25 protein-coding genes are annotated in these 23,205 nt (G+C 67.2%); 12 read left to right on the top strand and 13 right to left on the bottom strand.

Features of this window, described 5'->3' with window-relative positions; genetic code table 11:
- The first annotated feature begins 276 nt into the window (after positions 1-276).
- The 9 genes from ACZ61C_RS33485 (at position 277) to ACZ61C_RS33445 (ending at position 9,982) form a co-directional block, all read left to right on the top strand.
- Positions 277-3,384: an NACHT domain-containing protein gene (locus tag ACZ61C_RS33485; RefSeq protein ID WP_465311873.1), complete on the top strand. Its 3,108-nt coding sequence runs from the start codon at positions 277-279 to the stop codon at positions 3,382-3,384.
- Between the two features lie 532 nt (positions 3,385-3,916).
- Positions 3,917-4,402 carry a YbaB/EbfC family nucleoid-associated protein gene (locus ACZ61C_RS33480; protein WP_465311872.1) on the top strand — a complete coding sequence of 162 codons (486 nt, stop codon included), beginning with the start codon at positions 3,917-3,919 and terminating at the stop codon, positions 4,400-4,402.
- Positions 4,399-4,710: a hypothetical protein gene (locus ACZ61C_RS33475; RefSeq protein WP_465311871.1), complete on the top strand. Its 312-nt coding sequence runs from the start codon at positions 4,399-4,401 to the stop codon at positions 4,708-4,710. The genes ACZ61C_RS33480 and ACZ61C_RS33475 overlap by 4 nt, the downstream gene beginning before the upstream one ends.
- Positions 4,707-5,084: a hypothetical protein gene (locus tag ACZ61C_RS33470; RefSeq protein ID WP_465311870.1), complete on the top strand. Its 378-nt coding sequence runs from the start codon at positions 4,707-4,709 to the stop codon at positions 5,082-5,084. Before ACZ61C_RS33475 ends, ACZ61C_RS33470 begins: the two co-directional genes overlap by 4 nt.
- A 5-nt stretch (positions 5,085-5,089) precedes the next feature.
- Positions 5,090-5,839, top strand: a complete 750-nt coding sequence (locus ACZ61C_RS33465; RefSeq protein ID WP_465312093.1) for a WXG100 family type VII secretion target — start codon at positions 5,090-5,092, stop codon at positions 5,837-5,839.
- Positions 5,836-6,429 carry a DUF3558 family protein gene (locus ACZ61C_RS33460; protein WP_465311869.1) on the top strand — a complete coding sequence of 198 codons (594 nt, stop codon included), beginning with the start codon at positions 5,836-5,838 and terminating at the stop codon, positions 6,427-6,429. The genes ACZ61C_RS33465 and ACZ61C_RS33460 overlap by 4 nt, the downstream gene beginning before the upstream one ends.
- Before the next feature lie 544 nt (positions 6,430-6,973).
- On the top strand, positions 6,974-8,005 hold the full coding sequence (locus tag ACZ61C_RS33455; RefSeq protein WP_465311868.1) for a hypothetical protein: 1,032 nt from the start codon (positions 6,974-6,976) through the stop codon (positions 8,003-8,005).
- A gap of 8 nt (positions 8,006-8,013) precedes the next feature.
- A complete protein-coding gene (locus tag ACZ61C_RS33450; RefSeq protein WP_465311867.1) occupies positions 8,014-9,249 on the top strand; it encodes a NucA/NucB deoxyribonuclease domain-containing protein in 1,236 nt (411 codons plus the stop codon).
- A 511-nt stretch (positions 9,250-9,760) separates the two neighbouring features.
- Complete coding sequence (locus tag ACZ61C_RS33445; RefSeq protein ID WP_465311866.1) at positions 9,761-9,982, top strand: hypothetical protein; 222 nt, start codon at positions 9,761-9,763, stop codon at positions 9,980-9,982.
- A 321-nt stretch (positions 9,983-10,303) separates the two neighbouring features.
- Here ACZ61C_RS33445 and ACZ61C_RS33440 read toward each other — a convergent pair whose 3' ends face one another.
- From ACZ61C_RS33440 to ACZ61C_RS33430, 3 genes are all read right to left on the bottom strand, one after another.
- Positions 10,304-11,146: a poly(ethylene terephthalate) hydrolase family protein gene (locus ACZ61C_RS33440; RefSeq protein ID WP_465311865.1), complete on the bottom strand. Its 843-nt coding sequence runs from the start codon at positions 11,144-11,146 to the stop codon at positions 10,304-10,306.
- Between the two features lie 12 nt (positions 11,147-11,158).
- Positions 11,159-11,686, bottom strand: a complete 528-nt coding sequence (locus tag ACZ61C_RS33435; protein ID WP_465311864.1) for a CHAP domain-containing protein — start codon at positions 11,684-11,686, stop codon at positions 11,159-11,161.
- A gap of 141 nt (positions 11,687-11,827) precedes the next feature.
- Positions 11,828-12,715 (bottom strand): XRE family transcriptional regulator, encoded by an 888-nt coding sequence (locus tag ACZ61C_RS33430; RefSeq protein ID WP_465311863.1) that lies wholly within the window; start codon positions 12,713-12,715, stop codon positions 11,828-11,830.
- Between the two features lie 139 nt (positions 12,716-12,854).
- Between ACZ61C_RS33430 and ACZ61C_RS33425 the strand changes: the two genes are divergently transcribed.
- Together ACZ61C_RS33425 and ACZ61C_RS33420 are read left to right on the top strand one after the other, a co-directional pair.
- Entirely contained in the window at positions 12,855-13,739 is an 885-nt protein-coding gene (locus tag ACZ61C_RS33425) for an XRE family transcriptional regulator (RefSeq protein WP_465311862.1), read from the top strand.
- Between the two features lie 197 nt (positions 13,740-13,936).
- Positions 13,937-16,831: a trypsin-like serine protease gene (locus ACZ61C_RS33420; protein WP_465312092.1), complete on the top strand. Its 2,895-nt coding sequence runs from the start codon at positions 13,937-13,939 to the stop codon at positions 16,829-16,831.
- A gap of 113 nt (positions 16,832-16,944) precedes the next feature.
- On the opposite strand, the gene ACZ61C_RS33415 is transcribed toward ACZ61C_RS33420, so the two are convergent.
- The 4 genes from ACZ61C_RS33415 to ACZ61C_RS33400 form a co-directional block, all read right to left on the bottom strand.
- Positions 16,945-17,394: a hypothetical protein gene (locus tag ACZ61C_RS33415; RefSeq protein WP_465311861.1), complete on the bottom strand. Its 450-nt coding sequence runs from the start codon at positions 17,392-17,394 to the stop codon at positions 16,945-16,947.
- A 42-nt stretch (positions 17,395-17,436) separates the two neighbouring features.
- Positions 17,437-17,859, bottom strand: a complete 423-nt coding sequence (locus tag ACZ61C_RS33410; RefSeq protein ID WP_465311860.1) for an SRPBCC family protein — start codon at positions 17,857-17,859, stop codon at positions 17,437-17,439.
- A 730-nt stretch (positions 17,860-18,589) separates the two neighbouring features.
- The gene (locus ACZ61C_RS33405) at positions 18,590-19,048 is read right to left on the bottom strand and encodes a DUF4383 domain-containing protein (protein ID WP_465311859.1); all 459 of its coding nucleotides are present in this window, start codon (positions 19,046-19,048) and stop codon (positions 18,590-18,592) included.
- A gap of 22 nt (positions 19,049-19,070) precedes the next feature.
- Complete coding sequence (locus ACZ61C_RS33400) at positions 19,071-19,430, bottom strand: hypothetical protein (RefSeq protein WP_465311858.1); 360 nt, start codon at positions 19,428-19,430, stop codon at positions 19,071-19,073.
- On the opposite strand from ACZ61C_RS33400, the gene ACZ61C_RS33395 reads away from it, so the two are divergent.
- A complete protein-coding gene (locus ACZ61C_RS33395; RefSeq protein ID WP_465311857.1) occupies positions 19,429-20,049 on the top strand; it encodes an SRPBCC family protein in 621 nt (206 codons plus the stop codon). The two genes, ACZ61C_RS33400 and ACZ61C_RS33395, sit on opposite strands and share 2 nt — an antisense overlap.
- A 72-nt stretch (positions 20,050-20,121) precedes the next feature.
- Here ACZ61C_RS33395 and ACZ61C_RS33390 read toward each other — a convergent pair whose 3' ends face one another.
- The 6 genes from ACZ61C_RS33390 to ACZ61C_RS33365 form a co-directional block, all read right to left on the bottom strand.
- Entirely contained in the window at positions 20,122-20,247 is a 126-nt protein-coding gene (locus ACZ61C_RS33390; protein WP_465311856.1) for a hypothetical protein, read from the bottom strand.
- Positions 20,240-20,563 (bottom strand): Rossmann-fold NAD(P)-binding domain-containing protein, encoded by a 324-nt coding sequence (locus tag ACZ61C_RS33385; RefSeq protein WP_465311855.1) that lies wholly within the window; start codon positions 20,561-20,563, stop codon positions 20,240-20,242. Before ACZ61C_RS33385 ends, ACZ61C_RS33390 begins: the two co-directional genes overlap by 8 nt.
- 110 nt (positions 20,564-20,673) lie before the next feature.
- Entirely contained in the window at positions 20,674-20,898 is a 225-nt protein-coding gene (locus tag ACZ61C_RS33380; RefSeq protein WP_465311854.1) for a DUF6480 family protein, read from the bottom strand.
- A gap of 222 nt (positions 20,899-21,120) precedes the next feature.
- Positions 21,121-21,450 (bottom strand): hypothetical protein, encoded by a 330-nt coding sequence (locus tag ACZ61C_RS33375; protein ID WP_465312104.1) that lies wholly within the window; start codon positions 21,448-21,450, stop codon positions 21,121-21,123.
- A gap of 53 nt (positions 21,451-21,503) precedes the next feature.
- Positions 21,504-21,710 carry a hypothetical protein gene (locus ACZ61C_RS33370; protein WP_465311853.1) on the bottom strand — a complete coding sequence of 69 codons (207 nt, stop codon included), beginning with the start codon at positions 21,708-21,710 and terminating at the stop codon, positions 21,504-21,506.
- Positions 21,711-22,223: 513 nt separating this feature from the next.
- Positions 22,224-23,045 (bottom strand): SAM-dependent methyltransferase, encoded by an 822-nt coding sequence (locus tag ACZ61C_RS33365; RefSeq protein WP_465311852.1) that lies wholly within the window; start codon positions 23,043-23,045, stop codon positions 22,224-22,226.
- Positions 23,046-23,205: the final 160 nt, after the last annotated feature.

Raw genomic sequence — 23,205 nt, 5'->3', positions numbered from 1 at the left:
CTACCTCGGTTCGCGGAGTAGGCCTCTCCGCGTGCCCCCGGGAGCTACCCGGGGGCGTTCCTCCGCGAAGAGGTGCCCGATCAGTTTATCGGTCCTTCGTCTGGATGCAGGCGACCAGAGCGCCGGCGCCCTTGGCGCCGAGCCAGCCGCGAAGTGCCGCCGGATGCCCGCGGCGGTCGGCATCCACGTCGGTTCCACTGGCGTCTGCCCGCGACCCAGGGCTAGGAAGGGCGTGTCTGGCGCTACCTACCGAGAGGCTCGGCTAGGTTGAACGCGGTGAGCCTCGAAGCCTCGGCGATCGCGCTGACCACCGCGGTGATGAAGGCCGCCACGAAAATCTGGCTCGGTGACCGTCCGATCGCCGCCGACGCCTCAGCAAAGGTGTTCGACCTGCTGGAGAAGCAGGTCACCGGTCTCAACGACCGCCGCAAGCTGAAGCTGTTGTTCACCAACCTCGAGGACCGCGTCGCCGACCGGATCCTGTCGTTCCTCGACGTCGAGTTCCGGGGACTGCCAGACAACGAACGCGCCGCGGCTGTGGACGCGGCGCGCGAGACATTCGAACGCGCCGCGCTGACAGACGACGACCTGTTCGCTACCGACCTCGACGCAGGGTTCCTCTACCGCTACCTGCGCCGCACGGTCCCCGGGGTCCCACGCGAGTTCCTGCTCTCAACCGATGCAGCTGAGCTATACCACCGGATCCTGCGTGAGTGCTGCGCGTACCTGGTTCAGGTGACCACCACCCTGCCCCGATTCCAACCCGGCGCACTGATTCAGATCCTGCGTCGCGGGACGGAGATCCTCGAGACGGTCCGGAGCGTGCTGGCGTCCATGCCGGAGCGCCGCCACCCGGACGACTTCGCCGCGGACTTCCGCCGGCAGGTAGTGGCGGCGCTGGACCGGATGGAGCTGTTCGGCGCCGACCTCGCCGGACCGACGCGGATGTACCGGCTGTCGGTCGCCTACCTCAGCCTGAGCGTGAGCGCCGACCACAGCGGCCCGCCGGTCGACCGGATCGAACAGGTTTTGCCGCTCGCCTCCCGGATTTTGCTACGTGGTGAAGCCGGCTCCGGCAAGACGACCGTGCTGCAGTGGCTGGCCGTGCAATGCGCGAGCCAGCAGCTGATCAACGTAGCCGGTTGGGATGAGCTTGAGCCGTTCCTGCTGCGGCTGCGTCGTTTTACTGACACGAAACTTCCTACACCTGAGCGTTTCCTCGATGAGGTCGGCCGGCACATCGCCGATGAAATGCCGCCCCACTGGGTGCAGCAACGCCTGCGCAGCGGTAAGGCTGTCGTATTGGTGGACGGGATCGATGAGCTGGCGGCCGAACGCCGGTCGGAGATCCGGACGTGGCTGAGCGAGCTGATCAGCGCGTTCCCACGGGCCCGGTACGTCGTCACGACCCGGCCGGCGGCCGTCGAGCGGGACTGGCTGGCTGCGGAGGCGTTCACCGAAGTGACGCTGCAGCCGATGACACCGCGCGACGTCCGGACGTTCGTTGCCCGCTGGCACGCCGCGATGCCGGCCGACGATGCCGTCACTGACCGTCGCGACGCCCTGATTGCAGCCATCGGCGCGCGGTCCGCGTTGCGGCGCCTCGCCGAGACCCCGTTGCTGTGCGCGCTACTCTGCGCCTTACATCACACACGCAACGGCCACCTGCCACACAACCGCATGGAGCTCTACGACGTCGCGTTGCGCATGCTGCTGGAACGCCGCGACGTCGAACGCCGCGTCGAACCCGACATCCAGCTGTCCTTAACTGAAAAACAGGTCCTGCTGCGCTACCTCGCTTACTGGATGGTCCGCAACGGCCATACCGACGTCCCGGCTGAAGACGCCGAGGCCCGGCTTGCGGCGAAACTGACGTCGATGGGACAGATCGACGCCACGCCGCACCAGGTGTTCCGTCACCTGCTCGACCGTGGTGGCGTGCTGCGCGAACCGACGCCCGGCCGGATCGACTTCGTGCACCGATCGTTCGGCGACTACCTCGCGGCGAAAGCAGCGGTAGAAGAAGACGACATCGGCTCGCTGGTGGAGAACGCGCACCGGGACGACTGGCGTGACGTCGTGGTCATGGCGGCGGGGCACGCCCACCTCGAGCAGCGGACGACGCTGATCAAGCAAATCCTGGCTTCAGGCCGCAGTCGCGCCGATGTTGAGGATCCGGACGATCTCAAACGTGGTCTGGTCGCTCTCGCCTGTCTGGAGACCTCCCCGGAACTCGATCCCGAGCTGCGTTTGGCGATCAAATTCCGCACCTCGTATGTTGTACCGCCGCAGGCGTTCGACATCGCCGAGGAACTGGCCGCGGCGGGCGAGTTCGTGCTCGATCTGCTCGCCGGGCCTGTCCCGGAAAAGCCGGAGGTTGCCGCAGCGACTGTGCGCGCTGCCGCGTTGATCGGCGGGCCCGTTGCCATGGAGCTGTTGACGCACTACCGCGGGCAGACGGACCCCGCAGTGGTGGCAGAGCTCGTGAAGGCACGTGTGAGGTTCGACCCCGCAGAGTTCGCCGAGCGTGTGCTCGCTGACAGCCCTCTCGATGACTGGCTCATCAGTGTGTCGGACCCGGCGATGCTCGCCGGTATGGAGCATCTGCGCTACTTGCGCTCACTCACTTGCAATTTCGGCGACGGTCACGGGTCGCTTGAATTCGTCCGACATTTTCCTCAATTGCGCGAACTGCAGGTCTCAGACGGAGCGGGATTCGACATGGAGTCGCTCGCTGGCACTCCGCTGGAGCACCTCGCCCTGCTCGATCCAGACGTCCGGTTTCCGTGGTCGTCCTTCGACGTGTCACCTCTCGCTAAAGTTCCAAGCCTGGCCCGGCTGACCGCTGAGGTCACCACGCACGGATGGGATCAATTGGCCGAGCTCGCGAAATTGTGGAGACTGGAGCTGAGCTATATCGCGCAGCCAGAGCAGTTGGCAGATCTGGCCCCGTTGGGGGGACAGTTGCGTTGGCTGGACCTCCTCTATGTCGATCACCTGTACGACCTATCTCCACTATCGTTCCTCGTTGCCCCCGAGACGCTGGGCTTCGAAGGCTGCGACGATCTACGAGACATCTCCCAGCTCACCCGATGGTCAGAGTCGTTGACGCGCTTGGAGATACATCGCTGCCCGGTCGCGGATTGGGCACCTCTGACTCATTTGATCGGTCTGCGAGAACTTCGCCTCGGCATTTACCAGCCGTCAGATTTAAGCTTCCTGTCAGGCTTGAATTTTCTGCAGCGCCTGTGGCTCGGCGAACCAGGACAGGCTGATCTCAGTCCGCTAGCCCGGCGGTCAGGTCTCACCGTGTGGGTTGGGAAGGACACGGAGCTGTTCGGCGAAGGAGCGCTAGGCCCGGGCTGCACGATCAGACGATTCTGACACGTCAGCGGAAACATCGTCGGCGCCGGTCTGTTGAGCTGTCAGCCGCCGCGGTGCGGGCGCGCTCGCGTCGACGACCGCGATGACGTGCACTAGATGGCAGGTGTCGGCGACGTTCGACGCCTAACGGCCGGTAGGCTGCCGAGTCGTTGTCGACGAGGGGCAGCGCACTGCGCGCGGTAGCCGCCGATAGCTGATCCTTCCCCAGGTGGAGCGCGAGGGCGGCGCCTCTACGGTCGTCAAGGCGGCCGACCATTTGACAGGCGATTCGTGCGTCTCGGGGTGCGATCTTCGGACCTACGCACTGTGAGAACGCAGATGATCGGGTCTTGCCAGTAGGGGAGGCCTGATAGGGCAGGCGATGTCGAGCTGCTCGCCATTGTCAGCGCGGAGTAACGGGTACGGCCCATCAACACGAGCTTCGATCAGCTACCCTGACCCGCGTGGGGTCACCAGCCTGCGACCACCAGTGACGGCCGCAGGTCCTGACCTCGCGAACTGCGTGTCGGGAACGTGGGGAGGCGACACCGACGTGGTGTTCAACGCAGGCGTGATGCGGCAGCAAGCCGCAGCACTCGATGAGGAACTCGGCCGGGTCCGGTTCACCGGCCAGTCCCGCGACGGTGCGGTGACCGCGACCGTGAGCGGCCACGGCCGTCTCATAGACCTCACGATCAGTACCGCCGCGGTGCGCGGCCCCCACCCGCACACCGTCGGGCCCGACGTCGTCGCGGCCGTGGCAGCCGCCCGCCGGCAAGCCAGCACCGTCGCCGCCGTGAAGATGCGCGCCGTCCTGGACAAGGACCAGGCGTGGCAGCCCGCTCCCGTCCCGCCACCGGGCGACGTCGCCGTCGACCACTGGGTCGGCCCCGCCCACGACGACCGTGTGGAACCCGGCCCAGCCTCGCCGTCGGCGTCCGCGCGGCCCCATCGGATGGAGGTCGAGGAGGAGAACTTCGAGAACCTCGACTTCCTCACCGACGACAACGACGAGCACGAGGAACGGGGACGCTGGTGAACTACCAGGACGAGCTATACAACCTCGCGCGGGAAATCGACACCGCCGTGGCCGCGGTCACGCAGACCGCCCGCGGAGCCGAACAAGCGTCGCTGCAGTGGCCGCTGCCGGGCGAGCTGGGCTCGGTGACGGTGTCCGGCGCCGGCGAACTGACCGCCGTGACCCTCGACGTCACCGAGATGCACCAGTACTCCGCCGACGCCCTGGCCCGCACCCTGCTACAAGGCATCCGGGACGCCGAACACCGAGCCGATCAGCAACGCGGCGACACCGTCGCCGCGGCCGTCACCGAAACGGGGCTGGCATGAGCTTCGACCCCAACGACATCTCCGGCCGCGGTTACCGGGTTTATCCGGAAGCCTTGCGCAAAGCCGCCGACGACGTCGCCGGCGCCGCCGACCTGGTCACCACGTTCGCCCAGACGGATCTCGCCGGGACCCTGCTCGGCGAATTCGATCTGGGCTTGCCTGGGACGTTGACGACGATCATGCCCAACGTCCACGGCGCGGGAACGGCCGAGCAGTACAACCGGGCCATCGAGACCATCCGCGGGGTATCGGCCAAGAACGCCGAGACTCTGCAGCGCCTGGCCCGGGCTCTGCAGACGGCTGCCTCCTATTACGAACAGCAGGACGCCGCCGAGTACGAGCGGCTCAAGAAACTCGGGGGAGGCCTTCGGTGAGCGACATGCCGTGGACGCCGTGGACGACGGGCCCGCCGGCACCCGTCACGCCACCCCAGGCGGGCAAGCCCTACCCTGCCGACGCCGACGCGACGATCCGCTACTGGGCCGAGTTCATCGGCGCCCACGGCATCGTCACCTTGCTGGACAAGCTGCGCGTCTTCATCGCCGGTGACATCGGCAAGGTCCTCCAGCTCGCCGACAGGTTCGCCAACGAATCGTCCCTGTCAGACGCTGCCGGCAAGCTTACCGACGCGCAGCTGACCCTGTCGAAAGCCTGGCACGGTGACGCCGCTGATCAGTTCAACGGCTACGCGGGCAAGGCCGTGACCGTCCTGGGGCAGAACCAGAACTCGTTGATCAGCCTGACCAACACGATGTCTTCCATCGCCCAGACGATCATCGACACCTACAAGAACCTGCTCACCACCATCGGCAAATGCGCCATCAACCTCGCCCAGCTCGGCGGGAAGATCGGCATCGCGATCGCGACATCGACTGTCATGCCTCCGCTGGCCGTCATCGGGTTCAAGGACGTCGCCGACGCGATCAACTCCGCGTTCGCGACCTTCTGGACCGACTGCCTGACGCTGCTCGGCGGGATGATGACCGACATCGGCAAGCAGATCGGTAACCGCCTTCAGCTGTCCATCATCGAAGCCAACTTCGCCGAGTTGCCTGACATCGGCGACAGCACAAGCGTCATCGACGACCCCGCTCGCTGGCAGGTCAAGCCCGGAGCCACCCACTCATGACCGAACGCCGCACCCTCTGCGCCGTCATCGCCGCCCTCGTGATTTCGGGGTTGACCGCCGGCTGCTCACCCAGCCGCCCGCCGAATCCGGCTGAGCCGTCGGTGTCGGTCCCGCCGATCCCCGGGGTCGGGATGAGCGGGGCGGGCCGGTTCCGCGCTGATCCGTGCGCTGCGGTCACCGTCGAGCAGCTCAGTGCCCTCGGTTTCATCGGCGGTGAACGCAGCCGCGACGGGAACCGGTGTGTCACCAAGTTCGGCGCCGTCGCCAACGTCAGCACCTCGAACCGGGGCGACAGCTTGCAGATTTTGTATCAAGAGCACGCCTTGGGCCACGACACCGGCAACCACTGGGAGCCGATCACCGTCGAGACCATCTACCCGGCCGTCATCGTCTCCATCGACGAGAACGTCCCCAGCAAGCAGGCCGATGGGCCGCGCGGCTGCACCCTGGCACTCGCCGCCGACAACAGCACCCTCGCCTATATCAACGCCGCCACCGCCGACCAGCCCGAAGCAGGTCCGTGGCAGCACGATCCCTGCGGTGCTGCGCAGAAGATCGCCGCATTGACCGTCGCCAACCTGACTGCGTAGGCGCTCCGTACCGGCTTTGTCTGTGCCTCAGACTCACGGCGATCTGGCGTGCCCGGTCCGAGCCGCTCGCCGTCGAACCTGGCCGGGACGGCTACCTTGTCGCCCAAACGGACCGATCGGCGCCTGCGCTGGCGACGGGTGGAACCACGACGGGATCTGGCCGGTGAAGATCATCTTGGGAGCTGGGCAAGGCCGGCGATGACGGGGTCGTGCTCGGGCCCGGAGCGCGGAGTGCCGTCGGGGTTCCACTGATTTGCGATGGTGATACCTGGTCGAAGCCTAGATCCGGCGCTACGTCCGCCGCCACGCCGAGGACCACGACCTCACCGTCACGGGCATCGCGCGGGGGCTCGGCTGGTCGGCCGACGTGCGCAGAGGTCCATTCGAGTGAACCGGATTGGACGTTATCAACCTCGTGAGGGCGCCGTGCGTGCTCGACGAGGAGCCGGAACGAGCCGGACTTGTTCTTGCTGGAGGGAACTCGTATGTATTCTGCCGAACCCGTGGCACGCGACTGTCCGCCTGGTCTACGTCGGAGCCGACCATGACCGCGCGCTCGCGGTGGCCGAGAACGCTCGCGCTCACCGCGGCGGTCTTCGCCGCCGCCGTGATGCCCGCAACGGCGATCGCCGACACCGCCGCGCCGTCCGAACCCACGATCTCTGACTTCAGCCCGGCCGCGGCCGGAGACCGCGTCCAACGCTCAGGCACGCTTTCCCATGACCTGACCGGAGACGGGATCCCGGATCTACTGGCTCGCCAACCGGATCTGAACAACGGCTCGATGTGGGTCTACCCGTCCACAGGCAAGCTGCAAGGCCTCTCGACACTCGGCGCCAGGACATTGGTGGCGACCGGCTGGAACATCTACAACTGGGTCGGAACCGCCGAGATCACCGGCGACAACGAGGAGTACGAGACTGTCCCGGAATCACCGGCTGATGTGCTCGTGCGACGCACGTCCGACGGCGCACTGCTGGTCTACCCGCACAGCGGCAAACTCAACGGCACCAGCACCCTCGCCGCTACACCGATCGTGGTGGGCCGCTCAGGCTGGAACGCCATGGTCTCGATCAGGCTCGCGGACGTCACCACCGACGGGTTCGACGACATCGTCGCCATCGACAACCAGGACAAGATGTGGGTCTACCCCCACAGCGGCACGTTCGACGGCCTCAACACCTTCAAAGCCCGCGTCCAAGTCCGCGCAGGACGGCCGCTATGGGACATGAACACGAATTGGAGCCGGGAAAACCCGGATATGATCGCCGCGTCCATCGCCACCGGCCGGCTCACCGCGTGCAAGCACACCAATACCTTTGACGGCCTGAACACCTTCGCCACCGATGCCGCGAACTGCCCCGATCTCGCACCGGCCGGCACCTTTGGCGGAGACACCACAACGTGGATCTCCCTCATCGACGCCAACGGCGACGGCCGCGACGACGTACTCAAACGCACCACCACCGGCGCCCTCATGCTCTACCCCTTCCGCGGTTGGACCCCCAACGCAGCTCTAGGTACTCCGGTGCAGATCGGCACCTCGGGCTGGAACGCCATGGACCTGATCACATGAGGACAGCAATGAGAAAACGCACCCTGAAACTCGCCGGCGTGCTCACCCTCGCCACAGCCCTGTTGATTTCCCCGCAGACTGTGTCGGCTGACCCCGGCACCCGGACCACTGCGCAGTCGGCTGTCGCCTCCTACACCTATGAGTCACGGATCGATGACGCCGACCTTCCGACCGACCCCGTCACCTTCGACGAGTGCGACCACCAGCACACCAGCAATGAAACTTTCTGGTACAAGAACCGATACAATATCTGTCAGAGTCGCGCACTAGACGTGGCCAACTATGTCGTACGAAATGGTGTTCTCGTCAAAGTAGGAACAGTGCATTTCGGATACACCTTCATCGGGGTTGCCACCGATAAGGCGAGTGAAATCAAGTTCAGTATGCGGGTCAAGTATTTAGGGACAGAGGGCGAACTTGTTCCCGAATATACCCTGGCGTTTCTATTTGACTGTGTCACGCTTGACGAGGACCGTGTCAGCAACTGTGAATACGCACATGCTCCCATTGAGAAGCCTATCGGGATGTGGATAGCTCCTGGCGGCGACACGCCTTTCGGTTGGACCGCGACCACCTCCACCACCTCGGTTCCGCCCGACGACGCCTTGCATAAGTATCACGATGAGTATCGCGGGAAGTTCACCTTTGGGGTCACGTCAATAGTAAGCGGCAGCGGTGTCACGACGCCAAATCCTAATCTAGTCGGGCCCGATCAGTTTCGCTGCGACTCGGCGACGTACGCCACTCGCGGTAGCCGCTGCGTCTTCACTGGCGTGGTACCGACGATGCTGTTCGATCTTAATAACGGCGAGTACAAGGAATCTTCCCTGTTTATCAAGGCGGCGCAAGAGCTTCAGTCCGAAATTGTCAAAATCAACCCGCAGCTTAAAGGAAAGAAGGTGCCAGGGAAGTTTGGTGAAAGTAAGCTCAGTTACCTGTACTCCGGATATGACGTCGACAACTCAAAGAAGGGATCCAGATCGAAAATACGACGCGTCTGTAAAGCAAGCGTGACAACTGGTCCTTATACCAAGGATCAGAACGGGAATCCTCGGCAATGTGATGAGTACCCCTTCGCGGGCACCTATCAGAACGCGGCCAAGGTCAAAGAGAACAGCGGCTGGAGCTTCGCGGCCAAACCGATCGCCGCTGATCATAACGTCAAGGGTGGCGGCATGATGGCCAGCTGGTATGGCCGCGAACATATGCTCGACGGCGACGAGTTCTACGTTGTCGTACGCTGACGAGACATATCGACGGAGGCGCAGGTGGCTTTGTAGACGTTGACGTCCTTGTCGCATTCGGCGCGGCCGATGGACGCGCCTATTTATCGCTGATGGACGGCGGCAACCGGCTGCTGAGCACGCTGGTGAAGGCCTCTGGTCGACCACTTTCCACAAAATGCCGAGCAACTGCGACATCCACTGCTAGAATCCCGCTGGCTGTATTTGCGGTGACGAAAGGGGATCGAGAATGGGTAGTACGCAGGGCCGACGCCGGGGCGTAGCGGGCACGGCAAGCCGATTCAGGCGAGTCAAGGCCGTTGTAGCCGTGACCGCGGCCGCAGCAACCGCCGTTCTCATTGCGGCGCCGACCGCATCAGCGACCGCGAAGTTTCCGCCTGGCCCCTGGGTGGAGGTTTACCACAGTTCCGGCACCTTGGTTGGCAGGCTTCACGGGGAAATGAACTGGTCAGCCTCCTTGAGGACGGTTACCTTCAGCCCCCAGGACTTCTACGTCAGGGCAGGTGAGTGCGTGTACGTGGTCTACGGCGGCTACCAGAACAACAATCTGGTAGCGAAGTCCCCTAAATACAAGGAATGCGGGCGCGACGGAGCATGGTCGGCCAAGTCGATCTCGACGGACACGCCGGGCGGGATCCAGACCGTGATCATTGAACTGACCGACGTGGAACATGGGAACAAGGCGTCCAACAACTGCTGGTACGGCGACCTCCAGTGCACAGTCGGGCACTAGCTAGGTTCGCAAGCATGTACAAGCGATACCTTAAGCATGTTTCATGCGAGCAGGCGGGATTGTCGAGCTGCATGTTCTCGGGCAGGTGCTGCACGACCAGAACGCGCAGGCCGTGGCCGACATGCCGATGTCGGTGGTGGCCCAGCGGTAGCGTCTACTGTGCAGGTCGATTGCAAAATTTGCTTCAAGAAGGAAAAGTGCTCTCGTCGAGGCGATCGAACCTGGCCTCGTCGCTCGTCGCGGTCGGCCGCCGCTGAGAATTTCGCGGCGTGAGGAAGGGCTCGTGGCGGCCGCGGTCGCCACGAGCCCCCCGAAGCAGCCCTACACGCTGTCGGTTCGCTGGTTGCGGGCGAAGTCCGACCACGCCGCCGTGTCCTGCTTCAGCGTCGGCGCCGATCCGAAGAAGACGCCCTTCGCCGCCTGGTCACCGGCCAGCTGGTACTGCAGCCAGGCGGTGACCGCGCCGATCAGGCGGTACCGGGTGTCGCCCTGCAGGAAGTGCGTCGCGCCGGCCAGTTGCCCGTACACCGCCGGAACCGGGGTGGTGGTGGCGAAGCGGGCCCGGACGTAGAAGGCGGGCACGACGATGTCGGCCTGGCCGGAGACGTAGAACGCAGGGCCGTGCAACGCCTTCTCCGCACCCTGCGGGCCGGGCATGATCGGGATTGTGGTCTTCACCAGCGGGTCGGCGCCGGCGGCGATCGTGCCGCCGCCCTGGGAGTGGCCCGCGGCCGCGATCGCCGTGGGGTCGATCCGGTTCTGGAAAAGGCTTCCCGGCCGGGCGTTTTCGACGATCAGGTACTTCGCGCCGTCGAGCATCTCCTTGCCGGAACCGGATTGCCCGGTGTTCGCCGCGGCGACCACGTAGCCCCAGCTCGCCAGGTGGGTGAAGAGCTCCTCGTACTGCTCGACGGTGGCTCCGGTGCCGTTACCCCAGATCAGGACGGGGTGCTTAGCGGCCCCGGTGGCGATGTCCGCCGGGTAGTACAGCGTGTGAGCGGCGTCGCCCGCGGCCTTGACGGGCTGGTGTGGCCCGGTCCGCTCGTAGTCGCGGGCGCCGATCGCAGCCGGAGCGGCCACGGCGACGGCGACCTGCGGGGCTACGGCGACGGCGGCGGCCGCCACCGCCGTCGTCAGCAGGAGCCTGCGGCTCAGTGTGCGCATCGTCGGCTCCGGTCAGGCGTAGAAGTGGATGTAGCGGAAGGAGGACGTGCTGACGTCGTGGACGAGGTAGTGGCCGTCGCCGGTCCAGTTGTAGTCCTCGACGGTGATGGTGCCGCCGTGGACGCTGTCGACGATCGCGACGTGGCCGAAGCGGCCGTTGTCGGTCTGGGCGATCGCGCCGACGGTCGGGGTATTGTCGACGCGGTAGCCGTGGTTGCGGGCGTTGTCGTCCCAGTACTTCGCGTCGCCGTAGTTGTTGGCGCTCTGGCCGTGGCGGGCGATGTTGAACGCGGCCCACGAAACGCACTCGCGGTTGTACATGTTCCAGTCGTCGACGACGGAGTCCTGCGGGATGTTGCGCCACTTCGCCGGGTAGATGTCGCCGATCGTGTCGGCCGCCGAGGAGGCGGGTGCGGTGCCGTACTGGGCGGCCATCGACGCCGGCTGGGCGACGGTCGCGGCGGTCGCGGTGGTCGTTCCGGTTACGGCGAAAGCGAAGACGGCGGCGAGGATGAGCGCGGCGCGAGGAGTTCGACGCATGAGGGAGCTCTTTCCGGTACGGGGTAATGGGATGTGCTGTGACGGTAGGTCCAAGATCAGCAGTGACCCAGACCTTTGTGAAGGACTCGTCGTAACCGGACCGGAACGCCTGGTCGGCGTGCGGTGTTCACAGAATTGTCTTCACCATTGCCAGCTGATGCCGTAGATACCGGGGCGGGTGCCGCGCAGGGCGAGGGTGGTGGTGTGCCTGGCACTGGCGAAAAGCGGGCTGCCGGGGTGCTCGGGGCCGCCGAGCCCGCGCTGCTCGAACGAGCGCACGTCGCGAGGCGCCTGCGAGCCGAAGTGCACCTGGCAGACGTACTCCGGGATGGGCCGAGTGAACCGCCGGTGGTAGTGGTCGATCGGCGCGCCCGGCGGGAAGCGGAGTTCGTATTCGACCACCGTCACTTCGCCCAGCGCGAGCGGGTGGGGCAAGCGCAGTTCGCCGGCGACCATGCCGGTGTGCCGGTCGACGCAGACCTGGCCGAGCCGGGCGAACCGGACATAGCGGAAGCAGGGGTCCTGGGCCAGGACGGAGTCGGCCTGGTAGTAAGCCATCAGGCGGTCGACGCCGTCCACGGCGGCTTCGGCGACCATCCGGACCTGCAGCGCTCGTTCGCCGCCGCGTTCGTCGAGGATCAGGTGGTCGTGGATCGACCAGAAGGACAGCTGGCCGTCCGGCGGCGGTTTCAGCTCGCCGGACATTCCGCGCAGGTCCGGCCACAGCCGGCGGCGCTCGATGCGGCAGGCGTCCTCGCCGAGCCAGCGTCCGCGGGGCGCTCTCGGGCCGAGCGCCGAGGTCAACGTGCCCGCGTCCAGGCCCAGCACGGCCTCGAGGTGGGTGACAGCCACCATCGACTTCTCGCGCTCCGGCTGCGAGCGGCCGCGCCGCCAGTAGGACAGGGCAGAGCGCGAAAGGTGCACCCCGCGAGCGGCGAGGTGGCGCTGGAGCCGACCGAGCGACAACCCGGATTCGTCGATCGCGGAGTCCAGCGTGACCGCGAACGATCCCGGAGACGGCCGAGTCACGCCACCATCATGATCACCGTGGGGCATCGGTGGAACCAACGAAAGTCCTGGCCTTCGTCGATTCATCCCGCATCATGGGATTTCTCAACCCGACGAACGTCGCTGGCTCATTATAGCGATGGGCGCGACAGTGAGCAGCATGTCGACATCGGGCGAGTCGTTTGCCACCGCGTTGGACGCGGCCATCAGCAACGCCGGGCTCACCCTGGACCGCCTGTGCGAGCACCTCGCAGCGCGCGGGGTGACGGTCTCGCGCAGTGCGTTGGCGTACTGGCGGCTGGGGCGGTCGCGGCCCCGGCGGGAAACTTCGCTGCGTGCCGTGAGCGAGCTGGAGGAGGTGCTGGAACTGACGCCGGGCACGCTGATCATGCTGCTGGCATCGGCCGACCGGCGGTGTCTGCCACGGGAGCGGCGGGCGCCGTTGCTGGAGCGGCGCCGGCTGTGGCCATCGGTCCGGCCCGTGTCTCTGGAGCTGGATGCGCCGCCGGAGAACGAGCTGCGCCTGTGGTCGGTGCACGACGAGCTGACGGTCGACGACGATCACCAGGAACGCCTCCTGCGCGTGCGGCTGGTCGCCGAGGCAGCCGTCGACGGCGTGATCAGAATGCTGGTCTACTACCAGACCGAAGACCTCGCCAGGGACACCCCTCGCGTCGTCGCGTCGCGCAGCTGCCGGCTGGGTCGCGTGCGCAGCGATGACTCCACCGGCGTGCTCGTCGGCGAGCTGGTGTTCGACCGGGTGCTGGCCGGTGGTGACGTCGTCGCCGTCGACTATGAGCTGTCCTTCGCTTCCGGCAGGCCGGTCGACGGCTACCATCGCCGGCTCACTCGGCCGACTCCGATGTACACCTGCCAGCTGCTCTTCGGGCGGAGCGCCCCCCGAAGCATGTATCGATTCCAGCAGCGGGATCTCGCCGCGCCGCGGCGGAAGGCGCAGCGGCTGTGGCCGGTGGACGGGCACTGCGCCACCATGGCCGCCCGTGATGTCCCCGTCGGCATCATCGGAGTGAACTGGAGCTGGTAGCAATTCTGTGAACACTCGATTCTGACCAGCGTTTTTCCGGATATTTAAGCGAAGTTTCCACTTCGGCCGCGTCATTCCGGGCCAGCGTTCTTACGGTTCGTGGTGCTGTATTCCTCCTCACATCCCTCGGAGCAGCACATGCGAAAACCAGCTCTGCTCGCGGTCGCCGTCCTGGCGACAGCTGTCCTCTCCCCACCATTGGCCACGGCGGCTCCACCTCCGCTGGTGCCGCTGGGCACGGCCCCGCCGTCCCGGCTGGCGCCACCGCCGACAGCTCGGCGGTCCCCGGGAACCTCACGGTCTCCGTCGCCCTCAAGCCCAGGGACGCGGTGGGCGCGGAGCGGTACGTCGCCGCGACCGCCGACCCGGGATCCCCGCTGTACCACCACTACCTGAGCGCCGCGGAGTACACCGAGCGGTTCGGGCCCACCGCCGGGGCAATCGACCAAGTGCGGAAGTATCTCACCGGCAAGGGGTTGCGGGTCGAAGACGTGACCGGCAACCGCCAGGTCGTCACGGCGTCGGGCACGCCGGCCGACGTGGAAAGTGCCTTCGCCACCTCGCTGTCGGGCTTCCGGTCGGCGACCGGTGAGCGTTTCTTCAACGCCACCAAGGGCACCGCGGTGCCGGCGGACGTCGCCTCGGTCGTCCGCGGCGTCACCGGGCTGACGAACCGGCCGGCCGCGCACCGGGCGAGCTCGCCGGCAGGACCGGCTGGCCCTGCTGGCGGGTACACCCCGGCGCAGCTGCGCACCGCCTACAGCATGAGCGGGCTGTCCGGCTCGTACGACGGCTCGGGGGAGACGGTCGGGCTGATCGAGTTCGACACCTTCAAGCAGTCGGACATCGACGCGTGGACGCAGTACTTCAAGCAGCCCGCCGTCACCCCGGAGGTGATGAAGGTCGACGGCGGCGTCCCGAACCCCGGCAGCGACCAGATGGAAGTCACCCTTGACATCCAGGCCGTGGCCGCCTCGGCCCCGAAGGCCAAGCAGGTCGTCTACTCCGCGCCCAACTCCGACCAGGCGTGGGTGCACGAGATGGCGAAGATCGCGTCGGACAACAAGATCACCATCTTATCGGGCTCCTGGCTCAACGGCGAGATCTGCGAATCCGACCCGATCGCGGCCTCGCACGACTCCTACACGCAGCTCGCCGCGCAAGGCGTCACGATGCTCTCGGCGTCCGGCGACTGGGGCGCCACCGGCTGCGGCTACCAGGGCAACAACTCCACGATCCAGGCCGACTTCCCGGCCAGCGACCCGCTGTTCACCGGCGTCGGCGGCACGCAGCTGCGCACCTCCGACAGCGCGGGCACCTGGCAGTCGGAGTCGTGCTGGAACCAGGGCAGCAGCGGCAACACCCGCTCCGGCGGTGCGTACTCCAAGATCTACCCGCGTCCCTCATGGCAGCCGGGCACCAACCAGTACCGCTCGGTGCCGGACGTCTCGCTGCTGGCCGACTACGGCGCGGGCGCGTTGTCGGTGTATATGAACGGCGGATGGCTCGACGTCGGCGGCACCAGCTTGTCCTCGCCGCTGTGGGCGGGATATGTGGCGATGCTGAACCAGAAGTCGCTCGGCGGCGGGAAATCGCGGCTGGGGCAGCTGAACCCGAGCATCTACAAGATCGCGGGCTCGGCCGATTACGCGTCGACGTTCCACGACGTCACCTCGGGCAGCAACGGCACCTACAGCGCGGGCACGGGCTACGACCTGTGTACCGGCTGGGGCTCGCCGAAGGCCGACGCGCTGGGCGCGAAGCTGCTCGGCGGCGGCGACACCCCGCCTCCGCCGGGTGACTTCAGCCTGTCGGCGTCGCCGTCCTCGGGCAGCGTGGCTGCGGGCAGCTCGGTGAGCACCACGGTCACCGCGACCGCCACGACCGCGGCCTCGCCGTCGGTCGTGGGCGGTTCGCCGACCACGACGGCCGCGCACCCGTTCATCATCTCGATGCGGCGCGAGGGCTCGGCGTTCCCGGGCCGGCAGTCCTGCACGGCCACGCTCTTCGGGCCGCACACCGTGCTGCTGGCCGCGCACTGCCTGCTGGAAAAGCCGGGCCACAAGTGGTTCGTCTACGGCGCCGACGACCTGACGCAGAACACCGGCACCACCGCCGAAATCGCGTCCCAGTGGGTGCACCCGAGCTACTCCGACTGGAGCGCCGGCGCGGACATCGCGGTCGTCACCCTCGACAAGGACATGCCGGTCCCGGCAGGCATCACCTACCCGAAGCTCAACACCGACCCCAGCCTGGAAGCGGCCGGCACGAAGGGCATCTCGATCGGCTGGGGCGAGACCGGCGCCAACACCTATAGCAACGTCCTGCGCCAGGCCGACGTCCCGGTCGCGGCGGACAGCGCGTGCAAGGGCCGGTTCACCGATCCGCACGGGCAGGAGCAGTACAAGACGCCGGCGATGCTGTGCACGGGGTACGCCGACCACCACGCGGGCGCGTGCGTCGGCGACAGCGGCGTCCCGTACCTGGTCGGCAACAGCGTCGTGGGCGTGTTCTCGTGGATGTCCACCTCGTGCGACTGGTACGCGGTCTACGCCCGGGTGTCGACCTACGCGGCCGACATCGCCCCGCACCTGCCCGGCGGTGACACCCCGCCGCCGTCCGGGGCGATCAGCCTGACCGCGTCGGGCCTGCCCTCGGGCGCGACGGCGGCGTTCAGCCCGGCCAGTGTGGACCCGGGCGGCCACTCGACGCTCACGATCTCCACGAGCGCGAGCACCCCGGCAGGTACCTACGACGTCACGATCTCCGGCACTAGCGCGAAGTCGACCCAGACGACGCACTACAGCCTGACCGTGACAGGCGGCCAGTCCGCCGACCTCAAGCTGGCCAACCCGGGCAACCAGAGCAGCCGAGTCGGGCAGGCGGTGAACCTGCCGCTGCAGGCCACCGGCGGCACCACGCCCTACAAGTGGTCCTCGACCGTGCTGGCTCCGGGGCTGAGCTTCGACCCGGTCACCGGGGTCATCTCCGGGACCCCGACCCGGGCCGACAGCCGGCAGGTCACGGTGACGGTCACCGACTCGGCCGGGAAGAAGGCCACCGCGGCGTTCTTCTGGTTCATCTTCGGCTGAGCTCTCTGAATACGGCGGTGCCACCCCCGGGGACGGGGTGGCACCGCCGACCACTTCGGCCGTGCCCGTCGAAATCCGAGGACTAGATCCACTGTGGACATCGTTTCGGCACCTCATTGGTTGCTCGTCAGCAGTTCGGGCTTGTACCTGGTCTGGCCGGCGGACGTCGACCCGCCCGCGGGTTGGCGACGCACCGAAGTCAGCGGCACGATGTCGGGATTCGTGGTCCGGGCCAACGAAATCTGGCGCAGCACGCACCTCGTCTCGTCGGTGATCACGTCCGCATCGAGCGCGGTCGACAACGCGGCCGCCGACCACGACAAAGTGCTTGAGACTCGAGTCGGGCCGCAGCCAGGAAAACAGTCGCGATCAACGATCTCGGCCGCGTTACAGCAGCGCACCGTAGGTTTGTCGGGGTGATGTCCGGGCATGCGGCCGGACATGCATCCTCGGTTGTGGCGAACGGTGGCCGCGCTCTGCGCGCGGCTGGTTCTGGCATCGGTGTGGCCCGACGGCATGGTGGGTACGGTGCTGCTCTGGTGCTTGATCACTGTGGTCGTCACCGTGATTCCGGCGCCGCGGCGGCCATGATCACGATTTCGGTTTTATCCGACTTGGTGTTCGCGGTTTTCCACTGCGGCGCGGATGCCGGTCAAGGTCTCCCGCAGCCCAGTGCGGATCTGGTCTCCTTCGGTGCGTTCGGTGTGCAGCGTGACCGTCAACCGCGACGTGCCCTCCTGGTCGCCGGCATCGACGTCGAGGCTGCCGTGGTAGTCATCGGCGCCGGGAGCGCCCCACTCGAGCGTCTTGCCGGCGGCTCGGACGCGCATCCATGCCTCCCCGTGTACGTCCTGCTCGGGTTGGTGGCCGGGATCGAGGTGCGCGGTCACCGCGACCCGGTCACCGTCCAACGGGCGTGCCTCGGTGAGCCGCGGCAAGTATTTCGGAAGGTTGCGGACATCGGCCAGATAGGCGAAGAGCCTTTCCGGTGCGACCTGGACAGCGATCGATTCGTCGTAGTCACCCATGGACGGAGGTGTGCCCGAAGCGACACCAGATACACCTGCGGCCGCGTGCTCACCCACGAGGGCTTCCCGCCGAAACGACGTTGGACGGAGAGCCGGTGATCTCGCCAACCGCGCCGGGCTCGTTCCGACATGGCTGGTGTCGGCTGGTCGTGGTAACAAATCCGGGCAGGTTGGACCACCAGCCGCCGGCGGGGGAGCTACCCGACAGTCCCGAACACCGCGCAAACGGCGGGACCATCGTCACCGTGCGGGGTCGGCTCACCCGCCCGGCGCGGCTGCTGACGGCCGAACACATTAGCCGCGGCAGCAGCTGGAAATCGCGCAAACTCGCGGAGCAGATGGTGATCGTGGAGCAGCCCAACGCCCCCACGAGCCGTACGCGGTTCACGGTCCACTCGACGCTGCCGAATTCGCCCGTCAATTGGCCCGTCTCACGCTTGGCGGCACGCACGAGCTCGTCAACGACCTGACTGCCGTCTCCCGCCTTTGCCAGCGCCGCGGTCGCGATGCCGCACCGCTCGACCCCGGCCTTGAGCCTCGATGCGGAGCCTCTACGCGCCACCCTGCACTCTCGCCCATCACGCTGTGACGATCATCGAGTTGCCGCACACCACCATCGACCCGGCCGCCGCTTGAGCACCGGTTCACCGCGGTCCGGGGTGTCCGTGCGGGCGCAGGGTTCGTCGGTCCACCGCGCCCGCACGAGATGCCGCGGCCGTGGCTGCTTGGCTCAGGCGCGCGGCGTGGTCCGGGCACGAGCGGTCGCGGTGGTGATCAGGCCGAGAGCGATCATGCCGACGCCGAGGCCGAGGTGCAGCCAGTTGTCGGCGGTGTTGACGGGGACGAAGTTGGCGTCGGATCCGTGGTCGATAAGCAGGCCGTAGAGCCAGAGCACCAGGTAGATGACGCCGCCGCCGATCAGGAAAGCGCGGGCGCCACCCGGGGTGCGGGCGAGTGCGAGACCCGCGACGCCGAAGAGCAGGTGCACGACGTTGTGCAGCACGGACACCATGAACACGCCGAGCAGCATGGCCATCGAGTCGTGTCCGGCGAAGCTGAGCTGGTCGTAGCCGGTGGTGAGACCGGGGACGAACCCGGCGACGCCGACGAGCAGGAACACCACCGCGACGATCGCGGTGACGAGCTGCGCGGGGGTGCGGGTGGCTGTGTTGGCATGGGCGCTGGTCATGGCGGTACCTTTCGGGTGGGGGTCAGCGGGTGAGAGCCGAAGCGGCGCAGAGCACGGCCCAGGTCGCGGCGAACGCCGCGGCCTTCTTGCGGGCGGAGCGGTCGGGCAGCGTGGCGCCGAAGACGAGGGCGTCCGCGGCGTCGGAGGCCACGCGGGCTGCAAGAGCCACGTGAAGCGGCCGGCCCGGCGGGGCGAACACCATCGCGAGGCCGATGGCGGCGTCACGGGCGCCGATACCGCCGACCAGTGTCCGGACCCCGGCGGACACGCCGCCGGTCGGCGTGGTCAGGCCGCAGGGCTTCGCCAAGACCTTCGGTGCGGCGATGATCGTCGCGCTGTAGACGGCGGTCGCTGCTCCGAGCACACGGGTCAATGCGGGCATGGCCACTTCCTTCGTCGTTGTCTCGTTCGAGGACCTGCGGCGTACCCGGGGAAAACGACGACAAACCGATGCGACCGCCGCTGCGATGATGACGTGGCCCACCCGGTCGGGTCGTTTACCGCTTCGACGGCGGTGGGTAGCCACCGAGAGTTCCGGTTCGAGATCCCAGGAGGTTGTGGTGGCTGCTGTTGCGCATTACGTCGAGGTCAATGCTCCCGCGCAGGCGTGTTACGACTGGTGGCGGCCGTTGACCCGGCTGCCGGAGATTTTTTCCGATGTTAAATCCGTCGAAACGCTTACGGGTGACGGCTCGCGGACTCACTGGAAGGTCGACGGGCCGGTGGGAACTACCGTGGAGTGGGAGGCCCGCATCGTCGAAGACGCCGCGCCGCACAAGATCGCCTGGACGACGGTCGACGACGCGGACCCGGACGTGAAGAACTCCGGTGTGGTCCGGTTCGACGACAAGGGTGACGGGCGGACCGGGGTGGAAATCTCGCTGGACTACCAGCCGCCGGCGGGGAAGCTGGGCGAGGCGGTCGCGTCCTTGCTGGCCGATCCGCAGAAGAAGGTCGAGCGCGCGGCGGCGGAGTTCAAGACCGTCATCGAAGCTCGCTGAGCGCCCGGCGAACGCGACGGTCGTCGTCCAGCTCGGACGGCTGTCGTCTGCTCCGGGTGGCGCCGGTCGAGGTCAGCCGCGCACGTATCGGACGTGGATGGCCGGCAGGGCGATGTCGTTGTCGGGAGCAGGACCGACGACCTGATCGACGAGCGCCGTCACCAGCTCCGGCAGCGGCCGGGTGCCCAGCTCAGCCACCAGCCGGACCGCCTCGGAGGTTTCGCGTCGACGTCGTATTCAGGAAGTTCGGAGCGAATGGCCGACGGCGAAGGTGCCGCTCCCACTTCGGCGAGACGCGGATGTCGAGCAGGTCGTGGGTGTCGACGACCTCGGCGCGGGCCGCCGCCGAGGCCAAGCGCGGCAAATTGAGGTCCCGGCATGCCGGCCATACGGTGAGAATCACCAGCGCTCCGGCGTCCTTAACCATCAGGTACGGATCGCTGATGACCTGGGCCACCCCAAGGCACGTCCGGCCGATGCTGGCAGCGTCCGGCGACGAGGTCAGCGCCGACACGCTCGTTCTCCGTGCCCTCACGGAGGAAACCGGCGCCGAGCGCCAGATTCGGCTCGCCCGAGGTGGTCTCCGCGCCATCGTGGAAGACGCCGCCGATCGGTTGCTGCCGTTCAGCCGAACAGGTCGAACGCCCGCAGGATGAAGAACGCGGCCATCCCGACGACGAGGACACCGACGATCACGAGCGCGATCACCGGGATCGTCTTCGACGGCCACGGCTGCGGGTGGGACAACCCGGACGTCTGACCGGCGTCGGGCGGGGTATCCCCCGGGCTGACCGAGCCACCCGCTTCCAGGCCCGGCACCTCCTTCGGTTCCGGTCCGGGCGCGGTCACGAGCTGATCCTGGCGTGCGACATCGGTGTCTCCTGTCGTGGTGGCGGCTCGGGCCAGTGCCCGTGCTCTCATTCGTGGGCGGGCACGAGCCGGTGCACAGTCGAGGTGACCTTGATGATCGCGTCGGTCGGCTCTTCGACGCGCGGGTCCGGGACGTCGGTGATCTCGACTTTTTCGTTGCCTTGCCAGGTGAGTGCTTTGATGTCGGCTCCTCGATGGAGTTCAGGCGACCGCGGACGCGGCGCCGGCCAGGATCTGGCCCAGGGGACTGCGGGGATCGGCCGGAGGTTCGCCGAGCAGGGTCGCGACGGCGAAACCGGCGGCCAGCCCGTCGAAGGTCCGGTGGTGGCGCAGCATCGCGTGCCGGCCGTCCCGGACCCGGATGACGCCGACCCGCGCGGTGCGGGCGAGGCGCTCCGCGGCGGCGAAGGCCCGCTCCGGGCGGGCGACACGATCCGCGGTGCCGTGCACGAACAACACCCGGCGACCGGACGCGTCGACGTTGCCGTCCTGCGGGTGGACCCACGGCGCCAGCGCGACGACGCTGCGCACGCCGTCGTCGCCCGCGCTCAGGATCGCCGCCCGGCCGCCGAGGGAATGCCCAATCAGTCCGACCGGCGTCCCGGGGGCACCTGCTCCCGGATTCGGTGCAGAGCCCAGCGGACGTCGTCGACCGGGGTGTGGGCGTTGTCCCACCCGCGTACCGAGTTCAGCAGGCGCCACACCGCGAGGCGGCCGCGCCCGGCGTGGGCGACGCGGCGGGCGATCGGGATCATGCGGACCACCGACAGCTGCGCCGGGCTCACCGGCATGGCACCACCGCGGCTGCCTCCACCGTGCAGCACGACGACCGCCGCCTCGGGAGACCGCGGAACCCGGGTGGGGATGAGGCGAGCGGTGGACAAAAGCACCTCCGAAGCCGGGTGTGATCGGCTGTGGTTGATCACCCGGTTCCCCGCGGCGTACCCCCACCCGCTTCGGACAAACGAACGCGCACCGGATCGGGGACGTGGATCAGCCGGGACCCTGCGCGACGCTGAAGAAGCCGTCGACGCCCTGCATGCCGAGCTGCTCGATACGGTCATCGGCGACTAATGGGAGCACAGCCAGCGCTCCGCGTCGCGACCGCGCTGTCGCCGCGCTTCTTCGAAGGCGTCGCCGATACCTACTTCGTCTGTGCCTCAGATTCACGGCGATCTGGCGTGCCCGGTCCGAGCCGTTCGCCATCGAGCCTGGCAGAGACAGCTACCTTGTCGCCCAAACGGACCCCATCGGCGCCTGCGCTGGCGACGGATGGAACCACGACCGGATCTGGCCAGTGAAGATCATCTCGGGAGCTGGGCAAGGCCGGCGATGACGAGGTCGTGCTCGGGCCCGGAGCGCGGAGTGGCGTCGGGGTTCCACTGATTCGCGATGGTGATACCTGGAGGAACCAGGGCGAGCCCGTCGAGCCAGCGTGACAACGTGGCACGGGTGCGGGCGACCAGCGGGCTGGCGCTGTGCTGGTAGAGGTCGATGCAGGTGCGGACCTGGTCACGGAGCTCGGGCGGGGCGGACTCGTCGGTGAGATGGGACAGGGCGAGGTAGCTGCCGGGCGGGAGGGCGTCGCGGTAGGCGGTGATGATGCCGGCGGGGTCGTCGCGGTCGGGGATGAAGTGCAGGACCGCGATCATGAGCAGCGCGATCGGCTGGTCGAAGTCGAGCAGCGCGCGGGTATCGCGGTGATCCAGGACGGCGTCCGGGTGGCGCAGGTCGGCGTCGATGACCGTGGTGGCGGGATCCTCGCGTAGAAGAAGCCGGCTCTGGGTGACGGCGACAGGGTCGTTGTCGACGTAGACGACGGTGACGTCGGGGGCGAGGTCGCGAGCGACCTGGTGGACGTTGCCGACGGTGGGAATGCCGGAGCCGATATCGATGAACTGCCGGACCCCGGCGTCGACAAGGTAGGTCACGGCACGGCGGAGGAAGGTGCGGTTGTCCACCGCCATGGTTTTCGCCGGCGGCAGGACCGTCAGGATGCGTTCGGCGAAGGACCGGTCAATGGGGGTGTTGGTCGAGCCGCCCAGGAACCAGTCGTAGGCACGGGCAACGCTGGGTTTCTCCGGATCGACGGGAAAGGTATCGGACGGGTTTTCCTCGTTCGACACATATTCTCCCCTCGTCGAGAATTCAGGCTAGCAACCGCAAGGTGCAGAAAGCATCCACCACTTGGGCAACGTGGTAGCCCGCTACGCCACAGTCACTGTGATGGCCGCCCACATAACTGATCCGGGTGACAAAGAACGGCCTGATTTCTGACCGTCCGCG

This window comes from Amycolatopsis sp. NPDC104587 (genome assembly GCF_055583645.1).
Note: the sequence above shows the minus strand (reverse complement) of the source record. Positions and strands in the feature narration are given on the sequence as shown.

What these genes read in the sequence shown, in the direction of transcription:
- ACZ61C_RS33400 (WP_465311858.1), bottom strand. Translation starts at nt 19,430, where the DNA reads ATGCCCGCATTGACCCGTGTGCTCGGAGCAGCGACCGCCGTCTACAGC.
- ACZ61C_RS33450 (WP_465311867.1), top strand. Translation starts at nt 8,014, where the DNA reads ATGAGAAAACGCACCCTGAAACTCGCCGGCGTGCTCACCCTCGCCACA.
- ACZ61C_RS33370 (WP_465311853.1), bottom strand. Translation starts at nt 21,710, where the DNA reads ATGCCGGTGAGCCCGGCGCAGCTGTCGGTGGTCCGCATGATCCCGATC.
- ACZ61C_RS33460 (WP_465311869.1), top strand. Translation starts at nt 5,836, where the DNA reads ATGACCGAACGCCGCACCCTCTGCGCCGTCATCGCCGCCCTCGTGATT.
- ACZ61C_RS33455 (WP_465311868.1), top strand. Translation starts at nt 6,974, where the DNA reads ATGACCGCGCGCTCGCGGTGGCCGAGAACGCTCGCGCTCACCGCGGCG.
- ACZ61C_RS33440 (WP_465311865.1), bottom strand. Translation starts at nt 11,146, where the DNA reads ATGCGCACACTGAGCCGCAGGCTCCTGCTGACGACGGCGGTGGCGGCC.
- ACZ61C_RS33410 (WP_465311860.1), bottom strand. Translation starts at nt 17,859, where the DNA reads ATGGGTGACTACGACGAATCGATCGCTGTCCAGGTCGCACCGGAAAGG.
- ACZ61C_RS33395 (WP_465311857.1), top strand. Translation starts at nt 19,429, where the DNA reads ATGGCCACTTCCTTCGTCGTTGTCTCGTTCGAGGACCTGCGGCGTACC.
- ACZ61C_RS33435 (WP_465311864.1), bottom strand. Translation starts at nt 11,686, where the DNA reads ATGCGTCGAACTCCTCGCGCCGCGCTCATCCTCGCCGCCGTCTTCGCT.
- ACZ61C_RS33405 (WP_465311859.1), bottom strand. Translation starts at nt 19,048, where the DNA reads ATGACCAGCGCCCATGCCAACACAGCCACCCGCACCCCCGCGCAGCTC.
- ACZ61C_RS33465 (WP_465312093.1), top strand. Translation starts at nt 5,090, where the DNA reads ATGCCGTGGACGCCGTGGACGACGGGCCCGCCGGCACCCGTCACGCCA.
- ACZ61C_RS33425 (WP_465311862.1), top strand. Translation starts at nt 12,855, where the DNA reads ATGTCGACATCGGGCGAGTCGTTTGCCACCGCGTTGGACGCGGCCATC.
- ACZ61C_RS33470 (WP_465311870.1), top strand. Translation starts at nt 4,707, where the DNA reads ATGAGCTTCGACCCCAACGACATCTCCGGCCGCGGTTACCGGGTTTAT.